General features: G+C 63.0%; 27 protein-coding genes and 1 tRNA gene. 13 read left to right on the top strand and 15 right to left on the bottom strand.

Annotated features, from left to right (window positions below; all coding sequences use genetic code 11):
• A partial coding sequence (locus tag QZ190_RS03725; protein WP_291913623.1) for a ComF family protein occupies positions 1-622 on the top strand: 622 nt, incomplete at its 5' end.
• Between the two features lie 22 nt (positions 623-644).
• A complete protein-coding gene (trmL, locus tag QZ190_RS03720; protein ID WP_291913621.1) occupies positions 645-1,142 on the top strand; it encodes a tRNA (uridine(34)/cytosine(34)/5-carboxymethylaminomethyluridine(34)-2'-O)-methyltransferase TrmL in 498 nt (165 codons plus the stop codon).
• On the opposite strand, the gene QZ190_RS03715 is transcribed toward trmL, so the two are convergent.
• On the bottom strand, positions 1,133-1,588 hold the full coding sequence (locus QZ190_RS03715) for a MaoC family dehydratase (protein ID WP_291913619.1): 456 nt from the start codon (positions 1,586-1,588) through the stop codon (positions 1,133-1,135). The two genes, trmL and QZ190_RS03715, sit on opposite strands and share 10 nt — an antisense overlap.
• Before the next feature lie 73 nt (positions 1,589-1,661).
• Complete coding sequence (locus QZ190_RS03710) at positions 1,662-2,273, bottom strand: hypothetical protein (RefSeq protein ID WP_291913618.1); 612 nt, start codon at positions 2,271-2,273, stop codon at positions 1,662-1,664.
• 106 nt (positions 2,274-2,379) lie between these two features.
• On the opposite strand from QZ190_RS03710, the gene QZ190_RS03705 reads away from it, so the two are divergent.
• Positions 2,380-5,097 (top strand): cation-translocating P-type ATPase, encoded by a 2,718-nt coding sequence (locus tag QZ190_RS03705; protein WP_291913615.1) that lies wholly within the window; start codon positions 2,380-2,382, stop codon positions 5,095-5,097.
• A gap of 106 nt (positions 5,098-5,203) precedes the next feature.
• The gene (uppS, locus tag QZ190_RS03700; RefSeq protein WP_291913612.1) at positions 5,204-5,899 is read left to right on the top strand and encodes a polyprenyl diphosphate synthase; all 696 of its coding nucleotides are present in this window, start codon (positions 5,204-5,206) and stop codon (positions 5,897-5,899) included.
• 19 nt (positions 5,900-5,918) lie between these two features.
• On the opposite strand, the gene QZ190_RS03695 is transcribed toward uppS, so the two are convergent.
• Positions 5,919-6,434, bottom strand: coding sequence for a transcription termination/antitermination protein NusG (locus QZ190_RS03695; protein WP_291913611.1), 516 nt, complete (start codon positions 6,432-6,434; stop codon positions 5,919-5,921).
• A gap of 216 nt (positions 6,435-6,650) precedes the next feature.
• On the bottom strand, positions 6,651-6,950 hold the full coding sequence (locus tag QZ190_RS03690; RefSeq protein WP_291913609.1) for an H-NS histone family protein: 300 nt from the start codon (positions 6,948-6,950) through the stop codon (positions 6,651-6,653).
• 243 nt (positions 6,951-7,193) lie between these two features.
• On the opposite strand from QZ190_RS03690, the gene QZ190_RS03685 reads away from it, so the two are divergent.
• Positions 7,194-8,021 (top strand): symmetrical bis(5'-nucleosyl)-tetraphosphatase, encoded by an 828-nt coding sequence (locus QZ190_RS03685; RefSeq protein ID WP_291913606.1) that lies wholly within the window; start codon positions 7,194-7,196, stop codon positions 8,019-8,021.
• Positions 8,022-8,036: 15 nt separating this feature from the next.
• On the opposite strand, the gene QZ190_RS03680 is transcribed toward QZ190_RS03685, so the two are convergent.
• The 4 genes from QZ190_RS03680 to QZ190_RS03665 all read right to left on the bottom strand — a co-directional run bounded on the left by QZ190_RS03680 (position 8,037) and on the right by QZ190_RS03665 (position 11,913).
• Positions 8,037-8,675, bottom strand: coding sequence for a Smr/MutS family protein (locus QZ190_RS03680; protein ID WP_291913604.1), 639 nt, complete (start codon positions 8,673-8,675; stop codon positions 8,037-8,039).
• Between the two features lie 60 nt (positions 8,676-8,735).
• Positions 8,736-9,140, bottom strand: a complete 405-nt coding sequence (locus QZ190_RS03675) for a group II truncated hemoglobin (RefSeq protein WP_291913602.1) — start codon at positions 9,138-9,140, stop codon at positions 8,736-8,738.
• Between the two features lie 45 nt (positions 9,141-9,185).
• On the bottom strand, positions 9,186-11,726 hold the full coding sequence (locus QZ190_RS03670) for an FtsX-like permease family protein (RefSeq protein ID WP_291913600.1): 2,541 nt from the start codon (positions 11,724-11,726) through the stop codon (positions 9,186-9,188).
• Positions 11,727-11,836: 110 nt separating this feature from the next.
• Positions 11,837-11,913: transfer RNA gene (locus tag QZ190_RS03665), tRNA-Met, on the bottom strand.
• 84 nt (positions 11,914-11,997) lie between these two features.
• Between QZ190_RS03665 and QZ190_RS03660 the strand changes: the two genes are divergently transcribed.
• Complete coding sequence (locus tag QZ190_RS03660; protein WP_291913599.1) at positions 11,998-12,843, top strand: fumarylacetoacetate hydrolase family protein; 846 nt, start codon at positions 11,998-12,000, stop codon at positions 12,841-12,843.
• Positions 12,844-12,846: 3 nt separating this feature from the next.
• The gene (locus QZ190_RS03655; RefSeq protein ID WP_291913597.1) at positions 12,847-13,842 is read left to right on the top strand and encodes an asparaginase; all 996 of its coding nucleotides are present in this window, start codon (positions 12,847-12,849) and stop codon (positions 13,840-13,842) included.
• A 9-nt stretch (positions 13,843-13,851) separates the two neighbouring features.
• Here the strand turns inward: QZ190_RS03655 and QZ190_RS03650 are convergent, their stop codons facing one another.
• Genes QZ190_RS03650 through QZ190_RS03640 form a run of 3 tightly spaced genes read right to left on the bottom strand, consistent with a single transcriptional unit; the run spans position 13,852 to position 16,696 of the window.
• On the bottom strand, positions 13,852-15,030 hold the full coding sequence (locus tag QZ190_RS03650) for an MFS transporter (protein ID WP_291913595.1): 1,179 nt from the start codon (positions 15,028-15,030) through the stop codon (positions 13,852-13,854).
• Positions 15,031-15,090: 60 nt separating this feature from the next.
• Positions 15,091-16,068 carry a tripartite tricarboxylate transporter substrate binding protein gene (locus QZ190_RS03645; RefSeq protein ID WP_291913593.1) on the bottom strand — a complete coding sequence of 326 codons (978 nt, stop codon included), beginning with the start codon at positions 16,066-16,068 and terminating at the stop codon, positions 15,091-15,093.
• A gap of 37 nt (positions 16,069-16,105) precedes the next feature.
• The gene (locus QZ190_RS03640) at positions 16,106-16,696 is read right to left on the bottom strand and encodes a carboxymuconolactone decarboxylase family protein (RefSeq protein WP_291913591.1); all 591 of its coding nucleotides are present in this window, start codon (positions 16,694-16,696) and stop codon (positions 16,106-16,108) included.
• A 254-nt stretch (positions 16,697-16,950) separates the two neighbouring features.
• Here QZ190_RS03640 and QZ190_RS03635 point away from each other — a divergent pair, with 254 nt between their 5' ends.
• On the top strand, positions 16,951-17,649 hold the full coding sequence (locus QZ190_RS03635) for a glutathione S-transferase N-terminal domain-containing protein (protein ID WP_291913590.1): 699 nt from the start codon (positions 16,951-16,953) through the stop codon (positions 17,647-17,649).
• A gap of 69 nt (positions 17,650-17,718) precedes the next feature.
• On the opposite strand, the gene QZ190_RS03630 is transcribed toward QZ190_RS03635, so the two are convergent.
• Positions 17,719-18,792 carry a VWA domain-containing protein gene (locus QZ190_RS03630; RefSeq protein ID WP_291913587.1) on the bottom strand — a complete coding sequence of 358 codons (1,074 nt, stop codon included), beginning with the start codon at positions 18,790-18,792 and terminating at the stop codon, positions 17,719-17,721.
• 55 nt (positions 18,793-18,847) lie between these two features.
• On the opposite strand from QZ190_RS03630, the gene QZ190_RS03625 reads away from it, so the two are divergent.
• The 5 genes from QZ190_RS03625 (at position 18,848) to QZ190_RS03605 (ending at position 23,719) form a co-directional block, all read left to right on the top strand.
• Entirely contained in the window at positions 18,848-19,771 is a 924-nt protein-coding gene (locus QZ190_RS03625; RefSeq protein ID WP_291913585.1) for a trypsin-like peptidase domain-containing protein, read from the top strand.
• Between the two features lie 105 nt (positions 19,772-19,876).
• Positions 19,877-20,857: a MoxR family ATPase gene (locus QZ190_RS03620; RefSeq protein ID WP_291913642.1), complete on the top strand. Its 981-nt coding sequence runs from the start codon at positions 19,877-19,879 to the stop codon at positions 20,855-20,857.
• Positions 20,858-20,888: 31 nt separating this feature from the next.
• Positions 20,889-21,866, top strand: a complete 978-nt coding sequence (locus tag QZ190_RS03615; protein WP_291913639.1) for a DUF58 domain-containing protein — start codon at positions 20,889-20,891, stop codon at positions 21,864-21,866.
• A complete protein-coding gene (locus QZ190_RS03610) occupies positions 21,859-22,953 on the top strand; it encodes a VWA domain-containing protein (protein WP_291913583.1) in 1,095 nt (364 codons plus the stop codon). Before QZ190_RS03615 ends, QZ190_RS03610 begins: the two co-directional genes overlap by 8 nt.
• Positions 22,954-23,107: 154 nt before the next feature.
• Entirely contained in the window at positions 23,108-23,719 is a 612-nt protein-coding gene (locus QZ190_RS03605; protein WP_291913580.1) for a hypothetical protein, read from the top strand.
• A 27-nt stretch (positions 23,720-23,746) separates the two neighbouring features.
• Here QZ190_RS03605 and QZ190_RS03600 read toward each other — a convergent pair whose 3' ends face one another.
• From QZ190_RS03600 to QZ190_RS03590, 3 genes are read right to left on the bottom strand one after another with little or no spacing between them, the layout of a single operon-like run.
• Positions 23,747-24,244, bottom strand: coding sequence for a GNAT family N-acetyltransferase (locus QZ190_RS03600; RefSeq protein WP_291913578.1), 498 nt, complete (start codon positions 24,242-24,244; stop codon positions 23,747-23,749).
• Entirely contained in the window at positions 24,241-25,122 is an 882-nt protein-coding gene (locus QZ190_RS03595; RefSeq protein ID WP_291913576.1) for an isocitrate lyase/phosphoenolpyruvate mutase family protein, read from the bottom strand. Before QZ190_RS03595 ends, QZ190_RS03600 begins: the two co-directional genes overlap by 4 nt.
• Entirely contained in the window at positions 25,119-26,519 is a 1,401-nt protein-coding gene (locus QZ190_RS03590; protein WP_291913574.1) for an FAD-dependent oxidoreductase, read from the bottom strand. Before QZ190_RS03590 ends, QZ190_RS03595 begins: the two co-directional genes overlap by 4 nt.
• Between the last annotated feature and the right edge of the window lies 1 nt (position 26,520).

The following is a 26,520-nucleotide window of genomic DNA, read 5'->3' as shown; positions in this document are numbered from 1 at the left end:
GGCCTGCATCGGCCGCTTTGCCCAACCCCAGCACCGCTGCCCCAGTTGCGCCCTGCCCTTGCCCCACCCGGCCCGGCGCTGCGGCGCTTGCCTGAAATCACCGCCCCCGCTGGACCTGTGCCTGACGGCCACCGCCTACGCTTGGCCCTGGGTGGGCCTCATCGCCCGCTACAAGTTCCAGCAGCAAGCCGGCTGGGCTGGGCCTTTGGCCACCCTGATGCTGAGCACCCCTTGGGCCGAAGACACGCTGGACGCGGCCGACTGGGTGCTGCCGATTCCACTGTCGGCCCAGCGCTTGGCCGAGCGCGGATTCAACCAATCCTGGCTGCTGGCACGCCAACTGAGCCCCCACAAAGCCGACGCTCATTTGCTGCTGCGCACCCGCGACACACCTTCCCAGCGCACCCTGCCCCGGGCCGAGCGGCTGGCCAATCTGGTGGGGGCTTTTGCGGTGGAGCCTTTGCGGGCCGCGCAGTTGCGTGGCAAAAAGGTGGTGCTGATCGACGACGTGATGACCAGCGGCGCCTCCCTGCACACCGCGGCCCGGGTGCTGCGCGAGGCGGGCGCAGCACAGGTCAGCGCCCTGGTGCTGGCACGCACCGAAGCGGGGGGCGACGCCTGAAGGCCAAGGCACAATACAGGCCATGTTCCATATCGTCCTGGTTGAGCCCGAAATCCCGCCGAACACCGGCAACGTCATCCGCCTGGCCGCCAATACCGGCTGCACGCTGCACCTGATCGAGCCGCTGGGTTTTTCGATGGACGACAAACACATGCGCCGCGCAGGCCTCGATTACCACGAGTACGCCGATTTGCGCCGCCATGCGGACTGGGCCACCTTTTTAGCCCAGGAAAAACCCGATCCCGAGCGCATGTTTGCCCTGACCACACGCGGCAGCAGCGCTGCCCACGGCGTGGTTTTTGCGCCCGGCGACTGGCTGGTGTTTGGCTCGGAAACGCGGGGCCTGTCGCCCGAGTTGCGCGAACAGTTCGCCCCAGCCCAACGCATCAAGCTGCCCATGCGCGAAGGCCAGCGCAGCCTCAACCTGTCGAACGCGGTGGCGGTCACCGTGTTCGAGGCCTGGCGGCAAAACGGCTTTGCCGGGGCCAGCCCGGCGCCAGGACTGCCCCCTCAGGCGTAAATGCGCACCAGCGACTCGGCCGCACACACTGGTTTGTCGCTGCCCTCGCGCTCCACCGTCACGTTCCACTGCAGCTGCAGGCCGTTCACCTCAATCGGCGTGGCCGAATGCAAATGCAGGTGCGCCCGCAAGCGGCTACCCACCGGCACCGGGGCCATGAAGCGGACCTTGTTCAGGCCGTAGTTGACGCCCATGCGGGCCGATGTGACCACGATGGTTTTGTCAAAAAACTGCGACAGCAAGGACAAGGTCAAAAAGCCGTGCGCAATCGGTGCACCAAAGGGGCCTTGTTTGGCCCTCTCCTCGTCGACGTGGATCCATTGGTGATCACCCGTGGCCTCGGCGAACTGGTTGACCTGCTGCTGGGTGATGGTCACCCATTCGGTCGCGGCCACATCCTGGCCGACACAAGCGGCCAATTCGGCCAAGTTTGCAAATGTTTTCATGGCCTTGACTGTATGCACCTGAGCGTCCTCAGGGTGTCGATGACGTGACACAGCCCCATCCACCTCATCGGGCTCAAGCGGGGGGAGCTGCCTCGCTGTCACCCATCTGCCGGAGCTCTTCACGCAAACGGGCCAATTCAGCGCGGTAGTTTTCCGCATCGCCGTAATCGGCAAAGCCATGGTAATGCGCATGCGCTTGCATCCTGCGGCGGGCGTGCTTGATCGGGCACCAGTATTTTTCGGTCAAGGCCACCACCTCCCGGCCATAAGCCATGAGGCCATTGCCATAAGAGCAATACGCGCAGTTGATTTTTTCCAGCCAGTTCAAATAGGCCAGGTGCGTTCGGTCGTACACAAAATACGCCGATCGCTGGACCCGGGGGATGCCACACAAAGGAAAACACACCCATTGGTAGAGGGTGATGAGGGCGTCCAGCAGCAGCATGGGCACCAGCACCGGGTAAATGAAGGGCACGCACAGCACATGTCGCCAATCGGCGGTGAGCACGTACCCGAGCAAACCCGCCTTGAAGCGCTTTTGCTGCGCCAGCACCTCTTTTTCAAAACGCACCTTGTGCTCTTCAAAATCGGCCTGCCACTTCTGGCGGCGGCTTTTGGCCTCTTGCTCTATCGCCGCCTCCAGCTGCTGGATACGGTCCAGAAATTCCTGAATTTGGGGGTTCATGGGGTCTCCTTGATCAGGCATGGGCAAACATTGGGCGACAGCATGGGCTTGCCTTGACGGCGGTCAACACGTGCAGGACTGAGTGCTCACAAACTGGTCGATGACCATGGCAGCCGATCACCCACCCGACCACCTTAACACCGCCCAAGGGCTGACAACAGCCCAAGCCCGCACACGGCTGGCACAAGATGGCCCCAACGAGGTGGCGCAGGGCACACACCGCTCGGTGTGGCGGCGCTTGGCCGACACACTGCGCCAGCCCATGTTCGCCTTGCTGGTCACCGCGGCGCTGCTGTACATGCTGCTGGGCGACCTGACGGAAGGGCTGACGCTGTCGGTGTTTGTGTTGGCCGTTCTGGTGCTCAGCTTTTACCAGGAGGGCCGGTCCGAGGCCGCCATCGAAGCCCTGCGCCAGCTCACACAAGCGCAGGCCCGTGTGCTGCGGGATGGGCGCACGCAGCAAATTCCGGCCAGCGAAGTGGTTGCTGGAGACAGCTTGCTGTTGTCAGAAGGCGACCGGGTCGCCGCAGACGGCTGGCTGCTGCAGGCCAACAACCTGCAAGTGGACGAATCCCTGTTGACTGGGGAATCGGTGGCCGTGGACAAGCGCCCAACCGAGCCAATGCCAGGCAGCGACTTGTCCAACCAGCCCCCGTCGGCCTGTTGCGTGCATGGCGGCACCTTTGTGGTGCGCGGCAGCGGGCAACTGCGGGTCACAGCCACCGGCATGCGCAGCCAGATTGGGCAGATTGGCCTGGCCTTGAATCAGGTGCGTGAAGCCGACACACCCTTGCAGCAACAAACCGCCCGACTGGTTCGCGTGCTGGCCAGTTTGGTGGGGGTGCTGTGTGTGGTGTTGGTGCTGACCCTGGGCTGGCGCACCGGTCAATGGGTGCCAGCCTTGCTGTCGGGGATTGCGCTGGCCATGGCCATCCTGCCCGAAGAATATTCCGTGATCCTCACGCTGTTTCCGGCCATGGGTGCGCGCCGACTGACGCGGGAAGGGGTGCTCACTCGGCACATCAACGCGATCGAAACCCTGGGCGCGATCAGCGTGCTGTGCACAGACAAAACCGGCACCCTGACGCAAAACCGCATGACCGTGACGGCGATGGCCGTGCCCCGGATGGCCGACAGCGCAGAGCCCGGCGACATCCTCCAATGGCGCACACCCGACGCTGGCCAAATCCCCTCTTCACCAACTCCCGAGCCAACCCTGTCAGAGGCTTTTCACCCCCTGATTGAACACGCCATTTTGGCCAGTGCGCCCACACCCTTTGACCCCATGGAAACCGCCTTCCACGCCATGGGCCAAGACCATCTGAACGGGGGACATCGGGCGTTCGGCGAGGGCCAGCTGGTGCAGACCTACGCCCTGAGCCCCAGCCTCAAAGCCATGTCGCATGTCTGGCAGTTCGATCCCCATGATCCGCATGTGGTTTCGGCCAAAGGGGCGCCCGAAGCCATCATGGATCTGTGTCATCTGAGTCCGGCCGCTCGTCAGCACTGGCTGGCCTGCGTGGCGGACATGGCCGCACAAGGCTTGCGCGTGTTGGCTGTGGCACACAGCCGGTTCGATGGCCAAAGCTACCCCGACAGTCCCCACGACTTTGACTTTGTGTGGCTGGGCCTGATCGGGCTGACCGACCCCTTGCGCCCCGAAATCCCCCAGGCCGTGGCCGACTGCCAATCGGCAGGCATTCAAGTCATCGTGATCACGGGCGACTTTCCGGCCACCGCCCAAGAAATCGCCAGACAAGCCGGACTGCCCGACGGGAAAACCCTGACCGGCGAAGCTTTGGAAGGCCTGGATGCAGTGGCTTTGGGCGAGCGGCTGCGCCAGGTCACGGTTTGTGCACGCATCTCGCCACACCAGAAGCTACGCATCGTGCAGGCGCTCCAAGCCCAGGGCCATGTGGTGGCCATGACGGGCGATGGTGTGAACGACGCCCCGGCCCTCAAAGCCGCGCATGTGGGCATCGCCATGGGTGCCCGCGGCACCGACGTTGCGCGGGAAGCCGCCGACCTGGTGCTGGTGGACGACAACTTCGCCTCGATCGTTCGGGGCATCCGTTTGGGACGGCGCATTTTCGGCAACCTGCAAAAGTCCATGCAGTACATCTTTGCCATCCACATCCCGATCGCGGGCATGGCTCTCGTCCCCATGCTCATGGGCTGGCCACCACTGATGCTGCCCCTGCATGTGGCCTTGCTGGAACTGGTGATTGACCCCACCTGCGCCATCGCCTTTGAACAAGAACCGGCCGACCCTGACGTCATGCAGCGCCCGCCCAGAGATCCCCGCACCGCTTTGTTCAGTGCCCGGCAAATCACCTGGGCAGCAGGACAAGGCCTGTGCGTGCTGGTTTGTGTGGGTATGTCCATCGGCATGACACCCGCGCTTGGGGCCTGGTTGGCCCAGGGACCCCATGACGCAAGTTGGCTGATTCAGGGGCCCCCTTGGACCGAAGAACACCTGAGGTCCATGGCTTTTGTCACCTTGATCACCGGCCACGGCGTTCTGGTTTTTTCCAGCCGGTCCTTCACCCGTCTGTTCAGGCCCGTCGGCACCCGGGCACTGCGCGATGCCAACACCGCCCAAGGCGGACGACTTTGGCCATTGGCCAACCCGACAGCCCCGGTCTTCGTGGGCCTGGCCATGGGATTGCTGGCCTTGGCCATCCATTGGCCCTGGCTGGCTGAGCCCATGCAATGGGCACCACTGTCCCCCATGGCTTGGGGCATGGCCTTGTTCTGGGGCATCCTGTCCTGGCCGCTGATGCTGGCACTGGCCAAGTGCCAGCAGGCTTTTTCGCAAGCATAGACACCACGCACGTCCACCTCACCCGATCAAGCCCATCGCAGTGCCACTAAAATCGGACTCTGTTTCAAATAGAGTCCCTCTGTTGTACCTTTCTCCCAGCTCCCCTTTGCCACAGCACATTGCCATCATCATGGACGGCAATCGCCGTTGGGCCAAAAAGCGCTTCATGCCTGCGGCTTTGGGCCATGCGGCGGGCGCGCAGCGGGTGCGCGACATCGTCAAAACCTGCGGAGAAATCGGCATCCCCCAACTGAGCCTGTTTGCCTTCAGCACCGAAAACTGGAAGCGCCCCGAAGAGGAGGTCAGCAGCCTCATGGGCTTGTTCACGACTTACCTGAAAAAGGAAATTCGCAACATGAACACCAACGGGGTGCGGCTGAAGGTGCTGGGTGACACCAGCCGATTTGCGCCGGCCCTGCAAGCACTGATCGCCGATGCCCAAGAGCAAACGGCGAACAATGTGGTCATCACCTTGAACATTTGCGCCAATTACGGCGGCCGCTGGGACATGCTCCAGGCCACCAAAGCCTGGCAAAAGGCGCACCCGGACAAACCTCTGGACGCCCTGACCGAAGATGCCCTGGCCCCTTACCTGAGCACAGCCGATGCACCGGAAGTGGATTTGTTGATCCGCACGGGCGGAGAGTCGCGGGTGAGCAACTTTTTGCTCTGGCAAGCGGCTTATGCCGAGCTGTTTTTCTGCGACGAACTGTGGCCGGACTTCTCGCCCGAAACCCTGAAGCAGGCTCTGGCCTGGTTTGCCACGCGCGACCGGCGCTTTGGCTCCTCTGCCCCCCTGTGACGCGCGGGCATGCCCAGCCTCAAACGCTGGCTTCGACCTGGTGGTGATCCACCTGCACCACGGTGGGCCGCCCCAAAATTTCCAGCAACACCGCCACCCTTTTGCTGGACACGTTGTGCACCAAACCCTCGATGGCCCCCAAGGCGGTGTGCTTGAGGCGCACTTTTTGCCCCACCTTGAGTTGGTTGAGCTCCTCGATCGTGGCCTGATCGCGCAATTGCTCCATCTGGCGAATCCGCTGCACCACATCCTCACTCAACAGGGCCGGTTCAAAACCAAACCGAACAATCGTGGTCACGCCCTTGGTGCTGCGCACCGCTGAAATACTTTGTTCGAGACGGCTGGGTCGAAACAGGATGTAGCGCGGAAACATGGGCTCAAACAGCGCTACCGGACCTTGTTCGGTTTTCTTGAATTTCTTGAACAGCGGCAAATAGGCTTCAAAGCCCTGTTGCTCCAGGTTGACCAAGGCCACAGATTCCTGCTTGGGCTTGGTATAGGCCAGATACCAGCGGTTCAAGCTCTGGTTTTGCATATCGACAATCTCAGAATCCAAGACGACACCCATTCTCACGATCGGTCAACCCCTTGGGTCCACCATTTTATGAATCCATGACCAAGCCCAAGTCACTCCGGTTGAAACAACAAACCCCGCCGCAGCGGGGTTGGCTTTCAAAATCCAAAATCGTCAAAAATATAAAATTAACCTTAAACAGTCAATTTAAAACCAAGACGATTCGGCTCCCGTGATTCAGGCAATCACGAAAGGCGCACGGTCCTGGCCTTCGATCCATTTGGGCGCTTTGCCGCGACCTGTCCAGGTTTGACCAGTGGCGGGGTCGCGGTATTTGGCGGCCACTTTGCTCGCAGGCTTGGCAGCCGAAGTTTTGGCACCACGGCCTGGGAAAACGTCTTGTGCGGTCAAGCCATACTCGGCCACCAGCTCGCGCACTTTGGCCACGGCACTGGAGATTTCATTTTGACGCGCTTGGGCAATTTCACGCTCCAAGGCTTCGCGCTTTTGCAATAATTCTTTATAGGACAAGGACATGGTTTAACCTCAATAGATAATGACAGTGCGTTAATGTACATCAAAGCGGTTTTATTTGGCAGTACTGCTTGCTCTATATTTGAATGAGGCCGACTTGAAGGCCATCACTATTCGATCTTGTGGGATTTTTTAAATCACCAACCGTCCACAAAGCCCAATGCCCCCGAAAATCACAGGTAAATCTGGCTCACAATATCCAAAATCTTGACTCCCTTTGAGGAGCTGGTTCCATGAAGGGTGCATATGGCGATTTACTGGGTCGGTGACATTCAAGGCTGCGACGCGCCTTTGGCGCGCTTGCTAGACGAGGTGGCGTTTTCGCCCAGCCGAGACCACTTGATCGTTTTGGGAGACCTGGTCAATCGGGGCCCGGACTCGGTGGGCGTGCTGCGCCGCTTGATGGCGCTGCAAGGCAGTGTGCAGTGCCTGCTGGGCAACCATGATTTGCACGCCCTGGCCGTGGCCTGGGGCTTCAGTCGCACCAAGCGGCTGGACACACTGGAGGGTCTGCTGCAAGCGCCAGACAAAGAAGTATTGATCGGCTGGCTGCGCCAGCAGCACCTGGCGCTGTGGTCACACGGGGTGTTGTCGGTGCATGCGGGGGTTTTGCCCAGCTGGACTCTGGCGCAGACCTTGTCCTTGGCGGATGAGGTGCAGGCTGTTTTGCGTGGGCCGGACTTGCCCCATTTTTTGGCCCACATGTATGGCAACGAGCCCGCCGCCTGGCGCGACGATTTGACGGGACTGGACCGTTGGCGGGTGGTGGTCAACGCCTTGACGCGCCTGCGCTTTTGCGCGGCCGATGGCACCATGGAATTCGCCACCAAGGACAGCGCGGCGCAAGCCCCGGCCGGCTTCATGCCCTGGTTCGACGTACCGGGGCGGCGCACGGCGGACATCACCGTGGCCTTTGGCCATTGGTCCACTTTGGGCTGGCAAGGCCGCAGCGACATCTGGTCATTGGACACAGGCTGCCTCTGGGGCGGCTGCCTGAGCGCCATGCGCCAGGGCGAAGACGGACAGCGCGCGCTGGTTCAAGTGGCGTGCGCTCAGGCGCAAGCGCCGGGTTGAGGGCAGTCGCTGCGCTCAACCACCGGGCTTGAGCAACACCACCAAGGCCCCCGCACCGCCCTCGGCGGGCTTGGCCTGCACAAAGGCCAGGACCTGGTTTTTCTGCACCAGCCAGCTGTGCACTTTGGACTTGAGCACGGGGGTTTTGCCGGGCGAACCCAGGCCTTTGCCATGCACCACCCGCAAGCAACGCAGTCCCTGGCGGTGCGCCAGGCGGATGAACTCCGACAAAGCCACGCGGGCTTCGTCGCTGCGCAGGCCATGCAGATCAATCTCGCGCTGAATCGACCAATCGCCCTTGCGCAGTTTGTGGATCACGTCGCGCCCAATGCCCGGGCGACGAAAGCTCAGCGCGTCGTCGGTATCGAGCAAAGTGCTGGCGTCAAATTCATCGCTCAGGCAATCGCGCAGCACCGCCTCGTTGTCCTTTTGGCGTTGGTGCGCAATGGGGGCTGGGCTTGGGCCGTCCAACTTGACCAGGTCGTGCGCAGGCAAGCGCTGCACAGCACCCACGGCGCGCACAAACAGGTTGCTTTCGGCTTCGCGCTGACGCGCCGCCAGCACCTGCGCAGCCGCCAAGGCCTGGGCGTGCGCGTGGGCCTCGGCCAGCTTCTGGCGCACTTTTTTCAGGTCTTGCAGCGCATTGATTTTCACGGTGGATTCCAGGCAGGGCGTGTGGGGCGTTTTCAGCGAACAAGGTAGATCGCAGGCGCGTCACACACCCCGGTTGCGCATCCAGTCGGCGGTCTTGAAGAAACTGGCGTTCAGCCGCTCGCGCAGCACCGGGTCCAGGTTCAATTCGGTCATGGCCTGGTCCATGCAGGCCAGCCATTGGTCACGCTCGAGCACACCAATCGAAAACGGCATGTGGCGCATGCGCAAACGCGGGTGGCCAAAGCGCTCGGTGTAATGCTCGGGCCCGCCCAGCCAGCCGCACAAAAACCAGAACAGCTTGTCACGGGCACCGTCCAGGCTGCTGCCGTGCGCATCGCGCAGCGCCTTGTAGCCGGGCTCCATGTCCATCAGGTCGTAAAAGCGGTCGGCCAGGGCACGCACCACCGCTTCGCCACCTATCCAGGCAAAGGGCGTGTCAAACGGGGGCTTTTCTTCGATGTTCATAGCCATCGATTGTGACGGGTTGCAAAGGGCCCTGACCCAGCAAGATCACTGCGCCGCTTGGCGCAAAGTCTGCACCACCGGCTGGCGCAACACCCCGGCCAAACTCAGGCTGCCCGCACCCCAGGCCAGCAAGGCTCCGGCCAGGCCACCGGCCAATGGGGCCCACAAAGGTGGCTGCCAGGCGAACTCGAAGGCATAACGGGCCAAGGCCCAGCCCACCACCAGCGCCATGGCGCTGGCCATGAAGCCCGCCAGCCAGCCGATGCCCAGCAGCTCGGTGCGTTGCACCTGCGCCAGCAGGCTGCGGCCTGCACCCAGCGCCCGCATGATGGCGTATTCGCGCTCACGCGCCTGGCGGCTCGCGCCCACTGCGGCCAGCAACACCATCAGGCCCGCGGCCAAAGTGAAGGCGAACAAAAACTCCACTGCCCGGATCACCTGGTCCATGACCCGCTGCACCTGCGCCAGCGTGCTGCGCATGTCCACGCTGGTGATGTTGGGAAAGGCGTTGACCATGGCGTTCTCAAAACCCGGCACGCCCTCGGGTGAGCGGAAAGCGGCCATGTAGGTCATGGGCAAGTCGGGCATTTTCGAGACTGGAAACAGCATGAAGAAGTTGGCCCGCATTGACGCCCAATCCACCTTGCGCAAAGAGGTGACCCGTGCCTCGTGCGGCTGACCGGCAATGTCAAATCCCAGGCGATCACCCAATTTCAAACCCAGCGCTTCGGCGATGCCCTCTTCCACACTCACGCCATCGGCCTCCTCGGCCTGCCAGCGCCCGGCCACCAGGGGGTTGTGGTCCGGCAAGACGGCGCTGTGCGAGAGGTTGATTTCTCGGTCAAGCAAGCGTTTGCCCCGGTCGGCCATCAGGTCATCGGGTCCGATGACACGGCCATTGATGGCCACCAATCGTCCCCGGATCATGGGGAACCAATCGGGCGACTGCACGCCGGCTTTGTTCAGGTGCGACAAAAAGGCCTCGGCCTGATCGGGCTGCACGTTGATGACAAAGCGGTCGGGCGCATTCACGGGCGTGGCCTGACGCCAGCTCGCGATCAGGTCGGTGCGCAGCAAGACCAGCAAAGCCAGCGCCAGCAAACCCACCGACAAAGCACTGACCTGCACCACCGCGAACACCGGCCGCGCCGCCACCTGCCGCGTGGCCAGGCGCAGCCAGCGCGGGGCCGACTCGTCTGGCACCACACGGCGCAGCAAAAACAAAGCGGCCGCTGCCAAAGCGGCAAACACCAAGAGCGCCACGGCAAAACCGCCCACCGTGATCAGGCCCAACGTCAGGTTGCGGCTGACCATGAGCAGCGTGACGGCAAATCCGAGCAAGCCCATCACCAGCACCAGGCCCGAGCGCACCTGCACACTGCCCAGGTCGCGGCGGATCACGCGCAGCGGTGGCACCTTGGCCAGCTGCAACACAGGCGGCAGGCCAAAGGCCACCAGCAGTGTCAAGCCCATGGCCAGACCCATCAGCGCGGGCTGCAGCGTGGCACCCGGCAAATTGGCATCCACCAGACCGGCGAGCAACTGCACAAACCCGAGGTGCACGCCATAACCGGCCAGCACCCCCAGCACACTGGCCACCAGGCCTGCACCCAGAAATTCCAGGCCATAACTCAATGTGAGTGTGCGCTGGCTTTGCCCCAAAACACGAAGCAAAGCGCAAGCATCCAGTTGGCGCTCGGCAAAACTGCGTGCCGCCAAGGCCACGGCCACAGCGCACAGCAAGGCGGCCAACAAGGCCACCAGGTTCAAAAACTGGGAGGCCCGGTCCAAGGTCTGGCGCATCTCGGGGCGACCGCTGTCCAGCGACTCCACCTTCACGCCGCGCACCTCAGGCTTGTCGGCCTCGGCCTTCGCCCAGGGCAAAAACTGGCCTACGGCCGCATCACTGCCCGCCACCGCCATGCGCCAGCTCACGCGGCTGGCCGGCTGCACCAGTCCGGTCGAGGCCAAGTCGGCCATGTTCATCATCACGCGCGGTGCAAAACCCATGAAGCCCGCGCCCCGGTCGGGCTCGCGGGTGATGGTGGCACCAATGCGCAAACTGCGCTCGCCCAAGCCCAGCATCTGGCCGACTTGCACATTCAGGGCTTCGAGCAAGGCCGCATCGACCCAGACCTCGCCCTCAGGTGGAATGCTGGGCGCGGTGAGGCCCGCTATCTCCAAACGACCGCGCAAGGGGTAACCGGGCTCCACGGCTTTGAGGGCGACCAAACGGGTTGCGGGTGGCGTGTCAGGTGGGGAGACGGCATCCGGCGCGTTCATGGCCCGCGCCATGGTCGGGAAACTCACGTTGGTGTTGCTCTGCAAACCGGCATCGCGGGCCTTTTGCACAAAGGCATCGGGCGTGCGCTGGTCGCTCACCACCACCGCGTCCCCCCCCAGCAGCTGGCGCGCATCGCGCCACAGGCCCGACTGCATGCGGTCGGCCAGAAAACCCACCGCCGTCAAGGCCGCCACAGCCAGCGCCACCGACACCATCAAGAGGCGCAACTCGCCCGCGCGCAGGTCACGCCACAACTGGCGCGCACCCAGCTTCAAACCATGCATCCAAGACTGATTGTTCATCCCCTGACCATAACCGAGGGGCGAAGGTCTGGCAGGGCTGGGGGCTTGGCGAGACAAGACGAGCGACAAAAACCAAAAAGCCCGCAGTCGTGAAACTACGGGCTTTGAATTGGTGGTGATAGGTGGATTTGAACCACCGACATCAGCATTATGAATGCTGCGCTCTAACCAACTGAGCTATATCACCTGAAACTGTTTGACGTCGTCGTCAAGCCCGAAATTATACACAAAATTCCGTGGCAAATGGGCCAGTTGGCGTAACAATCGGCAGATGACACCGTCAAGCACAGCCCCCGCCCCATCACAGCCTTCTGCCGGCCAGGTCAGCGCCCAGCAAGCCGCCCAAATGATCTGGGCGCATTGGCAATCTGGCCAAGTGATGAACGCCCTGCCCGAAGACTGCCGCCCCATGACATCCGCCCAAGGCTACGCCGCCCAAGCCCAACTGCCCTTGGTGTCTGGCCGCGAGGTGCTCGGCTGGAAAATTGCCGCCACCAGCGCCAACGGGCAAGCCCATATCAACGTGAGCGGGCCGCTGGCCGGGCGCTTGTTGTCAGGCCAAGTGTTTGAAAGTGGTGCCCATGTGCCGTCAGCGGGCAACCGCATGCGCGTGGCCGAACCGGAATTTGCGTTTGCCATGGCGCAAGACCTGCCACCTCAAGCCGTGCTTTATACCCAGCAGCAAGTCATGGCCGCCGTGGCCAGCTTGCACCCAGCCCTGGAAGTGCCCGACTCGCGGCTCGAGCCCTTTACCGCAGCGGGCGAGGCACAACTGCTGGCCGACAACGCCTGCGCACGTCACTTGGTGCTGGGTGAGGCCGCGCCCGATGTCTGGCGCGATCTGGACTTGAGCACCTACCCGGTGCACGCCCGTGTCCAACACGGCAACCAACTGAAGTACACCCGTGACGGCACGGGCGCCAACGTGCTGGGCGACCCGCGTATCGCCCTGACCTGGCTGGCCAACCAGCTGTCTGGCTTGGGCATCACGCTGCAAAAGGGCCATGTGGTGACCACGGGCACCTGCATGGTGCCGCTGGAACTGCAGCCGGGCGACTGCGCCAGCGCCGATTACGGCCCACTGGGCCGTGTACACATGATTTTTTCGGAGACTTGAACCATGACAAAACCCCGTTTGGCCCTGATCGGCACGGGCGGCACGATCGCAGGCGCGGCCAGCGCCGCATCTAGCAGCACCGACTACCAACCCGCCAGCCTGAGCCTGGCCGCCGTGGTCGATACGGTGCCCGAGCTGCGTGCGCGCTACGACATCGAAGTCTCTCAGCCCATGCAACTGGCCAGCTACGATGTGCGGCCCGAGCACTGGCTCGACTTGCACGCCGCCGTGATGCAAGCCGTGAACAACCCGGAGGTGGTGGGCATTGTCGTCACACACGGCACCGACACGCTGGAAGAAACCGCGACCTTTTTGCACCTGAGCGTGGACAGCGACAAACCCATCGTGGTGGTGGGGGCCATGCGCCCGGCCACCGCCTATTCGGCCGATGGCCCGGCCAACTTGCTGGACGCCTGCAGTGTGGCCGCCTGCCCCGGTGCGCGAGGCCGCGGCACGCTGGTGGTCATGAACGGCCGCATCCACTCGGGCCTGTGGGTCGCCAAACGCCATGTGAGCAGTGTGGAGGCCTTTGACAGTCCTCTGGCCGGTGCCGTGGGCGAGGTGGCTGACCAATCGGTGCAATGGTTTCGCGCCGCTGGGCGTGCCCCCACCGTGGCTTGGCAGACGCCTTCTGTGTGGCCACGCGTGGACATTGCCGTGGCTTATGCCGGGGTGGACGAGACCGCCATGCGTGCCTTTGTGGCCGCCGGGGCAAGGGGCATCGTGCACGCCGGTTTGGGCAACGCCAACACACCCACGGCTTACCGTGCCTTCATTCAATCACTCCCCGCGCAAGGTGTGTTGGTGGCGCGCTGCGCCCGATTCATCACCGGCAGCGTGACACGGGCCAGCGTGTACGCCGATGCCCAGCACGGCATCCTGACCGCAGGCCCCTTGCCGCCCCACAAGGTGCGCATCGTCATGCTGCTGGGCTTGGCGCACGGCATGGACGGCCCCGCGATTCAGGCCTGGATCGACCGGATTTTGTTGGCGGGCTAAACGCCCGATTCAACGGGGCCGCTGACTGAAATACAGCACCGTGCCGCTGACACTGGCCATGACCATGAGGCCCACAAAACCGGCGCGGTAGGTGCCAAACAAGCCCGACAACGCCCCAAACATCGGCGGCCCCACCACCACACCCAAAAAGGTGAAGGCCAGCGTGCCGCCCGTGGCCATGCTGGCCATGCCAGCGGGTGCACGACGCGCCACTTCGGCCAAGTACACGCCGTTCCAGCCAATGGCCGAGGCCCCAAAGGCCACCAAGATGGCGATCACCAGAGCCTGCGGCGTGTCGGTCGTCAAAAAGGCCGAGGCCAAGGCCCCCAAAGCCATCATGCTGGCCAACAGCAGCAGCATGCGCCGCGCCCCCAACCAACGGTCGGCCACATAACCCCAGACCACGCGCCCGCCAATGCCGCCCAACTGCGTGACCGACAAAGCCAGGCCCGCGGCCACCAAGCCATATGACAAATCGTCGTGCAAAAAAGTCACCAAATACGTGGTGAGCGACAGCTGCACCATGGAAAACATGAACGAGCAAGACGCCATGATCAGCAGCGCCCGGTGGGCCAGCACCAGGCGAATGGGCTCGATCAAACTGCCCCAGCGGATACGGGTGTCGCTTTGGCGGTCGCTGTCGAGTTCGGCCCGCAGGCTTTGTGACACCCAGGCGCACAGCAAGCACACCGCGGCCACCGCCACCAGACTGAGCTGCCAATTGCCCAGCAGCGCCAAAGGCGGCACCACGGCCCCTGCCAGCATGCTGCCCAAAGGCACGCCGGTTTGTTTGATGGAAAACACCAGCGACATCTGATGCTTGGGCGTGGTGCGTGCCAGCAGGTGCGAACTGGCCGGGGTGATCGGGCCGTAACCCAGCCCAATCAACACCGCGCCCAGCACCATGGACGGCAGCCAAGGCACGGCGCACAACAGCAAGCCCAAGGCACACAAGACCAGGCCCCACTGGCTCACCCGGATGGCCCCCATGCGGGCCACCGTGGCGCCCCCCATCAAGGTGGCCACCATCGCCCCGGCATAGGTCACCGACACATACAGGCCCACCAAGGCGGGCGAGACCTGCAAAGTCTGCGCCACCACCGGGGCCACCACGGGCAGGCTGAGCAAGGCCATGGCCACCATGGCCTGGATCACCAGGGTCAGCAGCAAAGGCCACCAGTTTGTCATCGGTTCATCTCCCGTACAGGCGAGAGGGACCTGGCAAGGCCCCGGCAAGCACTTGCTGCATCAGTTGGCTTTGACGCCCGCCTTGACCAACAAGCCGCCCAAGGTGTCGATCTCGTTTTTGAGGTGAGCCCGCAATGCCTCTGGACGGGCTTGGTCCACAGTCACGGCCGAGATGCCCATGGCCTCCAGACGCTGGCGCACCTCCGGGTCGGCCACCGACTTTTGCAGGGCCGAGGTCAACTGATCGAGCACCGGCTTGGGCGTGCCTTTGGGCGCATACAGGCCAAAGGAGATGTTGATGTCAAAGCCTTCCACACCGGCGTCGGTGATGGCAGGCACCTCAGGCAGTTGAGGCAAACGGGCTTTGCCCGCAGAGGCATAGGCCTTGATCTTGCCGCCCTTGACCGAGGGCACCGTGCCCGAGGTCTGGTCACACAAAATGTCCACCTGACCGCCCATCAGGTCGGTCAAGGCCGGACCTGTGCCCTTGTAGGGAATCTCGTTGAGCTTGACGTTCAGTGCGTTCATCATCATCAAGCCACACAGGTGCGAAGCCGATCCCACGCCCGCGTGCGCCAGGCTGACTTTGGGGCCATTGGCTTTCACGTAGGCCACAAACTCATTCAGGTTTTTGGCCGGAAACTCGTTGCGCGCCACGATCACCATGGGGCCACTGGTGGCCCGGCCAATCGGCTCGAAATCGTCCACCGGGTGGTAGGGCAGGCTTTTGTACATGGCCACGTTGGTGGCGTGGCTGACGTGGATCATCAGCAAGGTGTAGCCATCGGCCTTGGCGCGGGCCACTTTGGCCGTGCCGATCGAGCCCGAGGCGCCTGCGGTGTTGTCCACCACGATCTGCTGGCCCAAGTGCTTTTGCATGGCCCCGGCAAACAAGCGCGTGATGGTGTCACCCGGGCCGCCTGCGGCATAGGGCATGACCATGGTGATGGCGCGATTGGGAAAGTCTTGCGCCGAAGCCTGAAAAGCGGTGGCGGCCAGCAGCATGGCCAGGCCAGTGCGGATGAAACGAATGGGCATGGAAGTCTCCAGTTTTTGAACGTCGCAGTGTGATGGATCAGGCCAACAAGCGCTGGCGAATCTCCAGAGGACTCAAGACCTCAAGGGGTTCAGCACCGCCGCCGGGAATACCCACTTGCGTGGCGTTCAGCAGCATGGACACCATCACATAGGTGCCCGACAAGACCGTGAGGTCCACCACCGCTTGCTCGCCCATGCTGGACACAGCTTCTTGCCACAAGGCGTCACTCACGCGGTGGTTGAGCGAAAGCTGAATGCAAAAGTCATACACCTGACGTTCGTCCTCTTGCATGCTGCTGGGGCGCTGGCATTGCTGCAAGTCGCGCATCACCGCGTCCGACAAACCCGCTTTGCGTGCAATGGGCTCGTGGGCCCACCACTCGAACTGCGCGTTCGAGATGCGCGCCTGAATCAGGATGGCGAATTCGTTCAAGCGTTTGTTGACCGAGGTCCTGAAGCGCAGGTAGTCCAGAAAGTCAAAAGCGCGCCGGGCCATCTCGGGGCTGCGCAACAAGGCGTTGTAGGGGCCGCCGAGCGCTGCGCTCGACACCTTGAGGATGTCATCGGCCAAAGGCCTCGCCTCGGGTGGCAATTCGTCGTAACGGAGCTGGGCCAATCGTTCGGTCATGAAGCGTTCCTGCATCAAAGGGTGAGACACCAAGGCTGCTGCACAAGCTCAAGTCAAACGGATTTGAGAAGCCAACATGCGCAGAGCGAGGCGCGAACGTAACAACAAAGCGCAAGCCTTCGAGTCACCCACATGACTGGCACGGCGAGCCTATGGGGCCAGGTCTGAGTGACACTTGCAGCTGCTTGGACATTGGGCCTTGAACACTTGGCCTGTCGCCCCCAACCCTCACCCTCTTTGGATGGAACGCGCTCATGCTGAAATTTTTCTTCAACGCTGCCCCCAACCCCATGAAGATCGCCCTGCTGCTCGAAGAGCTGGGCCTGCCATTTGAGGCCGTGCCAGTGGACACGCGCAAGGGCGAACAATTTGAACCGGCCTTCCTGGCCGTGAACCCCAACGCCAAAGTGCCCGCCATCACCGATGGCGATGTGACCGTGTTCGACAGCAACGCCATCTTGCTGTACCTGGCCGACCGCGAGCAAAAATTTGTGCCAGGCATGGCCCAAGCCAAAGAGCGCGGCGCAGCCCTGTCCTGGCTGCTGTTCATCGCCAGCGGCATCGGGCCGTTTTCGGGCCAGTCGGTGCACTTTCGCCATGCCGCACCCGAGCCCAAAGAGTACGCCCTGAACCGCTACGACTTTGAAGCCCACCGCCACTGGAGCGTGCTGGAAAAGCACCTGGCACAAAACACCTACATGCTGGGCGAGCACTACAGCATCGTCGACATGGCGCTGTGGGGCTGGGCGCGCATGCTGCCTTATGTGCTGGGCACGGGCGAAGCCACCTGGACACACTACCCGCACATCAAACGCGTGCTCGATTTGCTCAACGCCCGCCCGGCCGCCCAGCGAGCCGAGGCCTTCAAAGCGAAGTACACCTTCAAGACCGAGATGGACGCGGACGCCAAGAAGTTCATGTTCCCGCAAAACGAGCGGCTCAAGCAAGGCTGAATTTCAGGGCCTTGCCACACGCCACACGGGGCTTGCTCTACGCCCCGTGCGTGTGACGAACAGGCCCCTTTAGTGGCGGAACCAGCGCATGGACAAGCCCATGGCCAACAACACCAGAACACCTGCCAATGCCGCCAGCAATGCTGTGATTTCGGTGTCACGCCGCTCCAAGGTGAACTTGGACGACAGGTGCTGGTAGATCATGGCCAAATCGTTGGCGTTGGTGGCCCTGAAAAATTCGGCCCCCGTGGTCTCGGCCACTTTTTGCAAGGCCTCTTCGTCAACCCTGGCGTAAAAGGAAAAACCCTCAAAGCCTGGAATGAAACCATTCGGCGTACCAAAGGCCACGGTGTAGACACGCACCCCTTTGGAAGCCGCCCACTTGGCCACCTCCACCGGATCAGGTCCCGTGGTGCGGCGTCCGTCTGACAACAAGATCACCGCCCCAGCAGTGTAGGAGCCCACAGGCACCGACTTGGGGCCCTCGGAGGCCGCAGGCGCAGAGCGCTGGTCCAGCGATCGCCCCGCCAAACCGCCCCCTTGTGCCACCAGGTTGCCCGACTTGAACTCGGCACCATACAACACCGACTCCAGATCAACAGCCGATTCGGGCAACAAAGTGTTGAGGGCCACCAGCAAGCCGCTGCCGGTGGCTGTGCCGCGCTGCAGCTGAAAGCCATCGATGGCGGCCAGCAAAGCTTCTTGATCGTCCGTCACACCCTGCACCAGCTGAGCATTGCCCGCAAAGGACACGACGGCCACGCGCACATGACCAGGCAGTTCCTGCACAAAGGTTTTGGCCGCCTGTTGGGCCGCGACGATGCGGCTGGGTGGCACGTCTTCGGCCAGCATGCTGCGCGAGACGTCCATGGCCAAGACCAGAGTCAGGTAGTCGGCAGGCAAAGAGATCTGAGCACTGGGCCGAGAGGCACCCAACAACACCAAGGTCAGGGCGCACAACAGCAAAGCGGGAGGGATATGCCTGCGGATCCGGTGTCCGGGGCCCAATGCAGGCCGAATCAAGTTCAGGCTGGGGTAGTGCACCGCCATGGTGCGTTTGCGCCGCAAAGCCCGGATGTACCCCACCACCAACAGGGGGATCAAACACAATAGCCAAAGCAGCTCAGGCCAGATAAAGTGCATGTTGTGTGGCGTGCGATGAAGTCTGCCCACTGTATCACCGAAGGCTCCAACAACAATGAGACGCGCCGCACTCTACAGCCGAAAGCCCACTGCACAAGGGGCTGACCAACTGCCTGCTCCGGCCGTAGCGGCCGTCGTCACCCCTTCAGCACCATCGGCTTCCCGCAGCGCCAGCATCGTCCACCAGCGCTTGCAGCGTCTGCCGCTTTGGGCCGCTTTGCTGCTGTGCGCCTTGCTCACCGCCGCGCTGACCTGGGGCCTGACCCGGCAAGTGGGTGCGCCCCAGCGGCTGACACAAGACGACATCAACGCGGCCGTGCTGCACACCTTGAACACCCAGGACCTGCCCTCGCGCGCAGCCCGCGCTGCGCAGCTGATTGCCCCCTCGGTGGTGCATGTGCGCACCCAGGACGAAGACAAGAAAAACCCCCGAGGTGAGCTGCAAGACAGCGGCGTGGGCTCTGGCGTGGTGATTTCCGAAGAAGGCGTCATCCTCACCAACTTGCATGTGGTGCAAGGCGCCAAACGCATCCAGGTCACTTTTGCCGATGGCACGGAATCGGAAGCACTGGTGATCGGCGTACAGCCCGAAAACGATCTGGCCGTGATCAAGGCCAAACGCCTGCCCGACGACCTGCAGCCGGCCACGCTGGGCAGCAGCCAGAACCTGCAACCCGGTGACGAGGTGGTGGCCGTCGGTTTCCCTTTTGGCATTGGCCCCTCGGTCTCGGCCGGCGTGGTCTCGGGGCTGAACCGGTCGTTCGGCTCTGAAGGTAAAACCATGATGCGTGGCCTGATCCAGGCCGATGCCGCCGCCAACCCTGGCAACTCGGGCGGGCCACTCATCAACATGGCCGGTGAGGTGGTGGGCATTGTCACCGCCATCCTCAACCCCACCTCTGCCCGCACTTTCATCGGCATCGTGTTTGCCGCGACCATCGAAAGCGCAGGCGGCGGCATGGGTGTGTCGCCATTTTGATTTTTCTGCTCCAACCGATCTTGAAAGGCTTTGTGCATGAACCCCTCTGAATTGGCATGGAACCAGGGCCAGACACCCCCAAGTGCGCCCGTCAACGCCGCCCTGATGGAGCGGGTGCTCTACGAAGTCAAACGTGTGGTGGTCGGCCAAGACGCTTTCCTTGAACGCATCCTGGTGGCCATCCTGGCGCAAGGCCACTTGTTGATCGAAGGCGTGCCAGGCCTGGCCAAAACCCTCACCGTCAACACCTTGGCCCAAGCGGTGCGAGGCAGCTTCAAGCGCATTCAATTCACCCCTGATTTGCTGCCCGCCGATTTGGTGGGAACCCGCATCTACAACCAAAAAAGCAGCGAGTTCAGCACCGTGCTGGGGCCGGTGTTTGCCAACTTGCTGCTGGCCGACGAAATCAACCGTGCCCCCGCCAAAGTGCAAAGCGCCTTGCTCGAAGTGATGCAAGAGCGGCAAGTCACGATCGCAGGCGAAACCCATGCGGTGCCCCGCCCCTTTTTGGTGATGGCCACGCAAAACCCGATCGAGACCGAAGGCACCTACCCCCTGCCCGAAGCGCAGGTGGACCGCTTCATGATGAAGGTGCTGGTGGGCTACCCCACCGAAGAAGAAGAGTTCGTCATCGTGCAACGCGTCACTGGCATGCCTGCCACCGCAGCGGCCGTGGCCGACACGGCGCAACTCATGGCGCTGCAAGCACAGTGCCGCCAAGGCTATGTGGACCCGGCCCTGGTGCAGTACGCGGTCAAGCTGGTAGCCGCCACACGCGATCCGGTGCGCTGTGGCTTGCCCGAACTGGCACCCTATTTGACCTTTGGTGCCAGCCCCCGCGCCACCATTGCCCTGATCGAAGGGGCCCGAGCGTTGGCCTTCCTGCGCGGTCGGCCCTACGCACTGCCGCAGGATTTGATCGACTTGGTGCCCGACGTGCTGCGCCACCGCTTGGTGCTGAGCTACGAAGCTTTGTCCGACGGCATGACGGCCGATGCCCTGATCCTGAAAATCCTGCTGGCCGTGCCCGCCCCCGACAAACCACTGGACCGCCATGTTCAGCTTTCTGCGCAAAAAGCCAGCTGAGGCCACAGTGAGTCCAGGCCAGCCCCAGGCCATGGTCTCGGGGTCGCCGGGCGCAGCCACGAGCATGCCCCATGCTGCGCAATGGCTGCAGCGGCTGGAATGGACCGTGCTCAAACGGCTCGATGGTCAGCTGCAAGGCGACTACCGCAGCCTGTTTCGCGGCACTGGCCTGGTGCTGGCCGATCTGCGCGAATACCAAGCTCACGACGACGTGCGCCACATCGACTGGAACGTGACCGCCCGCATGCAAACCCCCTATGTGCGTGAACACCAGGAGGACCGCGAAATCGCCGCCTGGTTTGTGCTGGACCTGTCTGCCTCCGTGGCCTTCGGTTCGGGCCCCACCAGCAAGCGCGAACTGGCTTGCAGCATCGTGGCCGTGCTGTCCAAGCTGCTGTCACAACACGGCAACCGCGTGGGGCTGATGCTGTTCACGGGCCAAGACAGCGCCCACAGCGTGGTGCCCGCACGCTCAGGCAGACGCCATTTGCTGTACATCGTGCACCAGATGCTGCGCGCCGCCCCAGTCCATGCCAAGGCCGTGCAGACCAGCGCACTGGGGCCCTGGTTGATGCAGGCTCAGTCGGTGCTCAAACGCCGCTCGGCGGTGTTTGTGGTGTCGGACTTCATCAGCCCAGCCGGCTGGGAAAAACCGCTGGCCCAGTTGGCCCTGCGTCATGAAGTGGTGGCCGTGCGCCTGCGCGACCCGCTGGAGATGGCCTGGCCCGACAACACAGGCATGCTGCTGGTGCAAGACGCCGAGTCGGGCGAGCAGCTGCTGGTGGATGGCAACGATGCGGCTTTCCGCCAGCGTTTTGCACAACACGCCCAGGACCGCGAAGCGGTTTTGCTGGACAGCCTGGCCCATGCCGGCGTGGACTGCCTGGAGCTGAACACCGACGAAGCGCTGGACCAGGCCCTGCTGCGGTTTGCACAACTGCGCAAGCGCGCCAGCCAGCTCAGTGCCGCAAGCTCGCGGCCCATGGCGACAGGGGGCGTTCATGCCTGAATGGCACTCGATCCAGTTTGTCTGGCCGCGCCTGCTGTGGCTGCTGGCGACCTTGCCGCTGTGGCTGGGTCTCTACATCGCCTGGCAAGCACGAGGCGTGCAGCGGGCCTGGCCCTCGGCCAGCATGAACACCGGTGTGAGCACCCTTCGATTCACGCGACATGCCCCAGCGCTGATGGTCCTGTTGGGCTTGGCGGGCATTCTGCTGGCGATGGCCAGGCCGCAGGCCATTTTGTTGTTGCCCAGCCGTATTGACACCGTGATGCTGGCCATCGACAGCTCGGGCAGCATGCGGGCTGGTGATGTTCAACCCAGCCGCATCGAAGCCGCCCAGGCGGCCGCCAAAAGCTTTGTGATGGGACAACCTGCTCAGGTCAAATTGGGCGTGGTCAGCGTGGCCGGGGCGGCGGCCTTGGTTCAGGCCCCCACCGACCAGCGCGACTTGGTCATTCAAGCCATCGAGCAGCTGAGCCTGCAACCCGGCTCGGCCTTGGGCAGCGGCATCGTGATTGCGCTGCATGCCATGCTGCCCGGCTCGGGCCTGGACGTGCGCGGCCTCATCGATGGTGAAGCCAACCCTCCCGCCTCCACGGGAGCACCTTTGGGGAGGCCCACACCTGCCCCAACGGATCCCACATCGGGTGTCGCACCACGACCGCCGATCGGCCTGCCCAAAGTGCCGCCCGGCTCCAACAGCGCTGCGGCCATCGTGCTGCTCAGCGATGGCCAAAGCAATGCAGGGCCAGACCCCCTCAAAATGGCCCAGGTGGCCGCCGATCTGGGGGTGCGCGTCTACACCGTGGGTGTGGGCTCGGTGCAAGGCACGGTGCTCAAGGCCCAAGGCATGCAAATGCGCGTCAAACTGGACGAAGCCAGTCTGAAAAAAATCGCCGAGATCACCCGTGCTGAATACTTCAGCGCCGACAACAGCCAGGACTTGCTGCAGATTTACAAATCGCTCAGCAGCAAGATCGTGCTCAAAAAGCACAGGCGTACCGAGATCTCCGCTTTGTGTGCCTTGCTGGGCATGCTGCTGCTGTCCTGGGGCTGCGCCTGGACTTGGTGGCGTCACGGGCGCATCATTTGAGCCCGCCCATGCAGGGCAAAACAGCGCGCTCAAGGTTTAAAGTTCGGGTATGAACCTGACTGGCGGATGGCATTGGCATTGGCGCGCTTGGCGATCCCAAGCACAGTGGGCGAGCGCGTCTGCGCAAATAGCCGACTGGTTGACGGCGCAAACCATGCCTCGCCAACAGCTGGTTTTGTTGGGGGGCAGTGCGGGCTGGATGCTGCCCACCCACTGGCTGGCGCAATTTGATGAAGTTCACGCTTGGGACATCGACCCCTTGGCTGCGCCCCTGTTTCGCTGGCGGCACGGACGGCACTTGCAAAGTCAGGGCACGCGTTTGCACCTGCACACGGGGGATGGCCTGGCCCATTTGCGTGAAAGCATCCAGGCCATGCCCAAGGCCTTTTTCTGGTTCGACAACCTGCTGGGCCAGCTGCGCTTCACCCACGAACCGCTGGATACTGTGAGCCGCCGTTTGCGATCGCTGCAAAAAACCTTGCAGCACGTGGCTTGGGGCAGCGTGCACGACCGCATGTCTGGCCGCAGCTTGCCGGACACCACCCTGCCTTTGTCCCGCCAGGGCAGCGCCGGAGTGGCCATGGAAACGGCCGAAGGACAAGCCTGGTTGCATCAAATGGGCGCCATCAGCCCCTGGCTGGACCACCTGACCGAAAACGTCTTGCCCCCCGGGACCCCCGTGCAACACACGGCATGGCCCTTCAAGCCAGGCTACGCGCACTGGCTTGAAATGGGCTGGTGCCCGCCCCGGTCAACGCGTCCATAAGTCAGTCACGGACCAAGCGCTTGCAGGTCAATGCCTTTGGCAAAGGTCCAGCGACCAATACTGCCCCACCAGATCGGCACCAAAAGAGTGGTGCTGCTCTTCGGACACCAACACGAACCCGGCCTCTTGGTAAATACGGCGGGCTGCATGCAGGATGTCATTGGTCCACAAAGTGAGCTTGGCGTAAGCTTTGGCTTTGGCAAACGCGATGCATTCTTGCGTGAGGCGTCGACCCAGGCCTGCGCCACGCGCATCGGGCTCCACATACAGCAAACGCAACTTCGCCTCTTGCTCGGACACCTTGACCAAAAACACAGAGCCCACCACCTGGCCTTCGCGTTCAGCGATCCAGGCGTTCTCCCATTCAGCGTCAAAATTTTTGACGAACTGCGCGGCGATCTCGGCCACCAAGGCCTCGAAAGTGCCGTCCCAGCCGTATTCCTGCGCGTACAAAATGCCCTGCCGGTGCGCCACCCAACCGATGTCACCGACTTGCAGACCCCGCAGAACAAAGGGCTGCGTCATGTCTTTTCGCGGCCTTCATAACGCTGCCCCAGCGCCAGCAGCTGCGGGGTTTCAATGACCGCGTTCAGGCCATCAAAATCCAGCATCTGGTCTTGCCAGGGGCGGGTGGTCTGGTGCGTGTGCAAGCTCGAGTAATAGCCTTGCAGCGTGTGCAGCACCGCCCGCGCCGTGCCACCCGGAAAGATCACGATCTTGAAACCCCGCTCACCCAACTCGGCCGCGCTTTGCACTGGCGTTTTGCCACCTTCGACCATGTTGGCCAGCAGTGGCACACGCTTGGCAAACTGGGCGCAGGCGCGGTTCATTTGTTCATCGGACCTGAGCGCCTCGATGAAGATCGCATCCACCCCGCATTCCAGGTAACGCTCGGCCCGCTCCAGCGCGGCGTCGAGGCCTTCCACGGCCACAGCGTCGGTGCGCGCCAAAATCAAGGTGTTTTTGTCATGGCGGGCGTCCAATGCGGCGCGCAGCTTGCCCTGCATCTCGGCCACGGGCACCACACCTTTGCCGTCCAGGTGGCCGCAGCGTTTGGGGAAGGTCTGATCCTCGATCTGGATCATCGCGGCCCCGGCGCGTTCAAAATCACGCACGGTGCGCTGGGTGTTGAGCGCATTGCCAAAGCCGGTGTCGGCGTCCACGATGACCGGAATATTCACCCGGTCGGTGATGTGCGCCAAGGTCTGTGCCACTTCGGTGGCGGTGGTCAGGCCAATGTCGGAGCGTCCCAGGCGCGTGTAGGCGATCGATGCGCCCGACAGGTACACGGCTTCAAAACCGGCCTGCTGCGCGACCAGCGCGGTGAGCGCGTCGTACACACCGGGGGCGAGCAAGGCCTGAGCTTGTTGCAGGCGCTGGGCCAAATTGTGCGGCTGACTCATGGCGTGTCTTTCAAAAGTTGTTGTGCTGTATGCGCTGCAATGTGGCCGCCCGCAATGGCGCTGAGCAAGCCATTGCCCGACAAGTAGCCCCACAGCGCCTGCCCCGACACGCCCCGCGCTGCGCCGCCTGCGGCCAGCACATTGGGCAAAGGGGTGCCGTCTTCGCGCAACACGCGGGCTTGCGCGTCGATGTCCAAACCGCCTTGGGTGTGGAACAAAGCGCCCGTGACTTTGATGGCGTGAAACGGGGCTTGCAGTTTGCGTTTGAAGTTACGGCCTGTGGACGGGTCGGTGCCGGGTTGCACGGCGTTCAAAGTGGCTTGCAAGGCTTCGGGTGGGCAACCGATCAATTGAGCCAGTGCGGCCACATCGGCGGCGTGTTGCACCGCCCCCGCGCCTTGCGCCGCCACCAAATCCGGAAAGTCTTGTGCAAAGGCCAGCAGCGCATCGTCGAACACATTCCAGGCCACACCGCCCGGCTGAGCCAGCACATGCACCGCTGCCTCCGAGTAGCCCTGGGTTTCGTCGTGAAAGCGCTGGCCTTGGGCGTTGATCTGCACGCCGCCTTCCATCATCAGTGCCCACGAAATCAAAGCGCCTTGTGGCACGGCCCAGGAGCCGTGGCCTTGGTACGCGCCCAAGTCGGCCAATCGCGCACCCAGTTGTTGGCCCCAGGCGATGGCACTGCCGTCGTTGCCCACATGGCCCGCATAAGTGGCCTCGGCCATCTCGGGCAGCATCTCTTTCACCATGGCCGCAGCACCGCCAAATCCGTTGCAAGCCAAGATCACCGCATCGCAGCGGATGCGCTCGGTCTGGCCATCGGGCCTGATAAAACCCACACCGTGGATGCGCTGCGCGTCGTCGGCCCACAGCTCGGTCACTTGCGCTTGTGTGAGCAGCACCACGCCTGCGGCGTCGGCCGCCGCTTGCAGGCGGCTCATCAAACCGGCACCGGTTTTTTCGGGCACGGCGTGCATGCGGTGGGCGCTGTGGCCCGGGTACAAAAAGTTGTCCAGCACCTGCCAGGGCAGGCCGTGGTGTTGGGCCAGCGCGTCCATGGCGGGACCGATGTGTTTGGCATAGGCCTGCACCAAGTGGGGTGCGGCCTGGCCATGGGCCTTGGCTTGAATGTCAGCCGCAAACTGCGCCACGCTGTCGGTGATGCCTTGCGCTTGTTGCGCTTGCGTGCAGGGGGCCGGGATGAAGCCCGAGGACAAAGCGGTGGAGCCTGCTGCAAAGGCATCACGCTCCAGCACCACACAATCCACACCCAAGCGGTGCAGGGCCAGCGCAGCCGTGAGGCCACAAGCGCCAGCGCCCACGATCACCACCGGCGTGTGGTCCTCGGCTTGCAAATCAGCAGCCAGGCGAACTTGCGGCAGCGGCGCGTTCATG

The sequence above is a fragment of the Limnohabitans sp. genome (genome assembly GCF_017848645.1).
GTDB lineage: Bacteria > Pseudomonadota > Gammaproteobacteria > Burkholderiales > Burkholderiaceae_C > Limnohabitans_A.
This window is presented reverse-complemented; position numbering and strand designations above follow the sequence as displayed.

What these genes read in the sequence shown, in the direction of transcription:
- trmL (WP_291913621.1), top strand. Translation starts at nt 645, where the DNA reads ATGTTCCATATCGTCCTGGTTGAGCCCGAAATCCCGCCGAACACCGGC.
- QZ190_RS03715 (WP_291913619.1), bottom strand. Translation starts at nt 1,588, where the DNA reads ATGAAAACATTTGCAAACTTGGCCGAATTGGCCGCTTGTGTCGGCCAG.
- QZ190_RS03710 (WP_291913618.1), bottom strand. Translation starts at nt 2,273, where the DNA reads ATGAACCCCCAAATTCAGGAATTTCTGGACCGTATCCAGCAGCTGGAG.
- QZ190_RS03705 (WP_291913615.1), top strand. Translation starts at nt 2,380, where the DNA reads ATGGCAGCCGATCACCCACCCGACCACCTTAACACCGCCCAAGGGCTG.
- QZ190_RS03695 (WP_291913611.1), bottom strand. Translation starts at nt 6,434, where the DNA reads ATGCAAAACCAGAGCTTGAACCGCTGGTATCTGGCCTATACCAAGCCC.
- QZ190_RS03690 (WP_291913609.1), bottom strand. Translation starts at nt 6,950, where the DNA reads ATGTCCTTGTCCTATAAAGAATTATTGCAAAAGCGCGAAGCCTTGGAG.
- QZ190_RS03685 (WP_291913606.1), top strand. Translation starts at nt 7,194, where the DNA reads ATGGCGATTTACTGGGTCGGTGACATTCAAGGCTGCGACGCGCCTTTG.
- QZ190_RS03675 (WP_291913602.1), bottom strand. Translation starts at nt 9,140, where the DNA reads ATGAACATCGAAGAAAAGCCCCCGTTTGACACGCCCTTTGCCTGGATA.
- QZ190_RS03670 (WP_291913600.1), bottom strand. Translation starts at nt 11,726, where the DNA reads ATGAACAATCAGTCTTGGATGCATGGTTTGAAGCTGGGTGCGCGCCAG.
- QZ190_RS03660 (WP_291913599.1), top strand. Translation starts at nt 11,998, where the DNA reads ATGACACCGTCAAGCACAGCCCCCGCCCCATCACAGCCTTCTGCCGGC.
- QZ190_RS03655 (WP_291913597.1), top strand. Translation starts at nt 12,847, where the DNA reads ATGACAAAACCCCGTTTGGCCCTGATCGGCACGGGCGGCACGATCGCA.
- QZ190_RS03650 (WP_291913595.1), bottom strand. Translation starts at nt 15,030, where the DNA reads ATGACAAACTGGTGGCCTTTGCTGCTGACCCTGGTGATCCAGGCCATG.
- QZ190_RS03645 (WP_291913593.1), bottom strand. Translation starts at nt 16,068, where the DNA reads ATGCCCATTCGTTTCATCCGCACTGGCCTGGCCATGCTGCTGGCCGCC.
- QZ190_RS03640 (WP_291913591.1), bottom strand. Translation starts at nt 16,696, where the DNA reads ATGACCGAACGATTGGCCCAGCTCCGTTACGACGAATTGCCACCCGAG.
- QZ190_RS03635 (WP_291913590.1), top strand. Translation starts at nt 16,951, where the DNA reads ATGCTGAAATTTTTCTTCAACGCTGCCCCCAACCCCATGAAGATCGCC.
- QZ190_RS03630 (WP_291913587.1), bottom strand. Translation starts at nt 18,792, where the DNA reads ATGCACTTTATCTGGCCTGAGCTGCTTTGGCTATTGTGTTTGATCCCC.
- QZ190_RS03625 (WP_291913585.1), top strand. Translation starts at nt 18,848, where the DNA reads ATGAGACGCGCCGCACTCTACAGCCGAAAGCCCACTGCACAAGGGGCT.
- QZ190_RS03620 (WP_291913642.1), top strand. Translation starts at nt 19,877, where the DNA reads ATGGAGCGGGTGCTCTACGAAGTCAAACGTGTGGTGGTCGGCCAAGAC.
- QZ190_RS03615 (WP_291913639.1), top strand. Translation starts at nt 20,889, where the DNA reads ATGGTCTCGGGGTCGCCGGGCGCAGCCACGAGCATGCCCCATGCTGCG.
- QZ190_RS03610 (WP_291913583.1), top strand. Translation starts at nt 21,859, where the DNA reads ATGCCTGAATGGCACTCGATCCAGTTTGTCTGGCCGCGCCTGCTGTGG.
- QZ190_RS03605 (WP_291913580.1), top strand. Translation starts at nt 23,108, where the DNA reads ATGCCTCGCCAACAGCTGGTTTTGTTGGGGGGCAGTGCGGGCTGGATG.
- QZ190_RS03600 (WP_291913578.1), bottom strand. Translation starts at nt 24,244, where the DNA reads ATGACGCAGCCCTTTGTTCTGCGGGGTCTGCAAGTCGGTGACATCGGT.
- QZ190_RS03595 (WP_291913576.1), bottom strand. Translation starts at nt 25,122, where the DNA reads ATGAGTCAGCCGCACAATTTGGCCCAGCGCCTGCAACAAGCTCAGGCC.
- QZ190_RS03590 (WP_291913574.1), bottom strand. Translation starts at nt 26,519, where the DNA reads ATGAACGCGCCGCTGCCGCAAGTTCGCCTGGCTGCTGATTTGCAAGCC.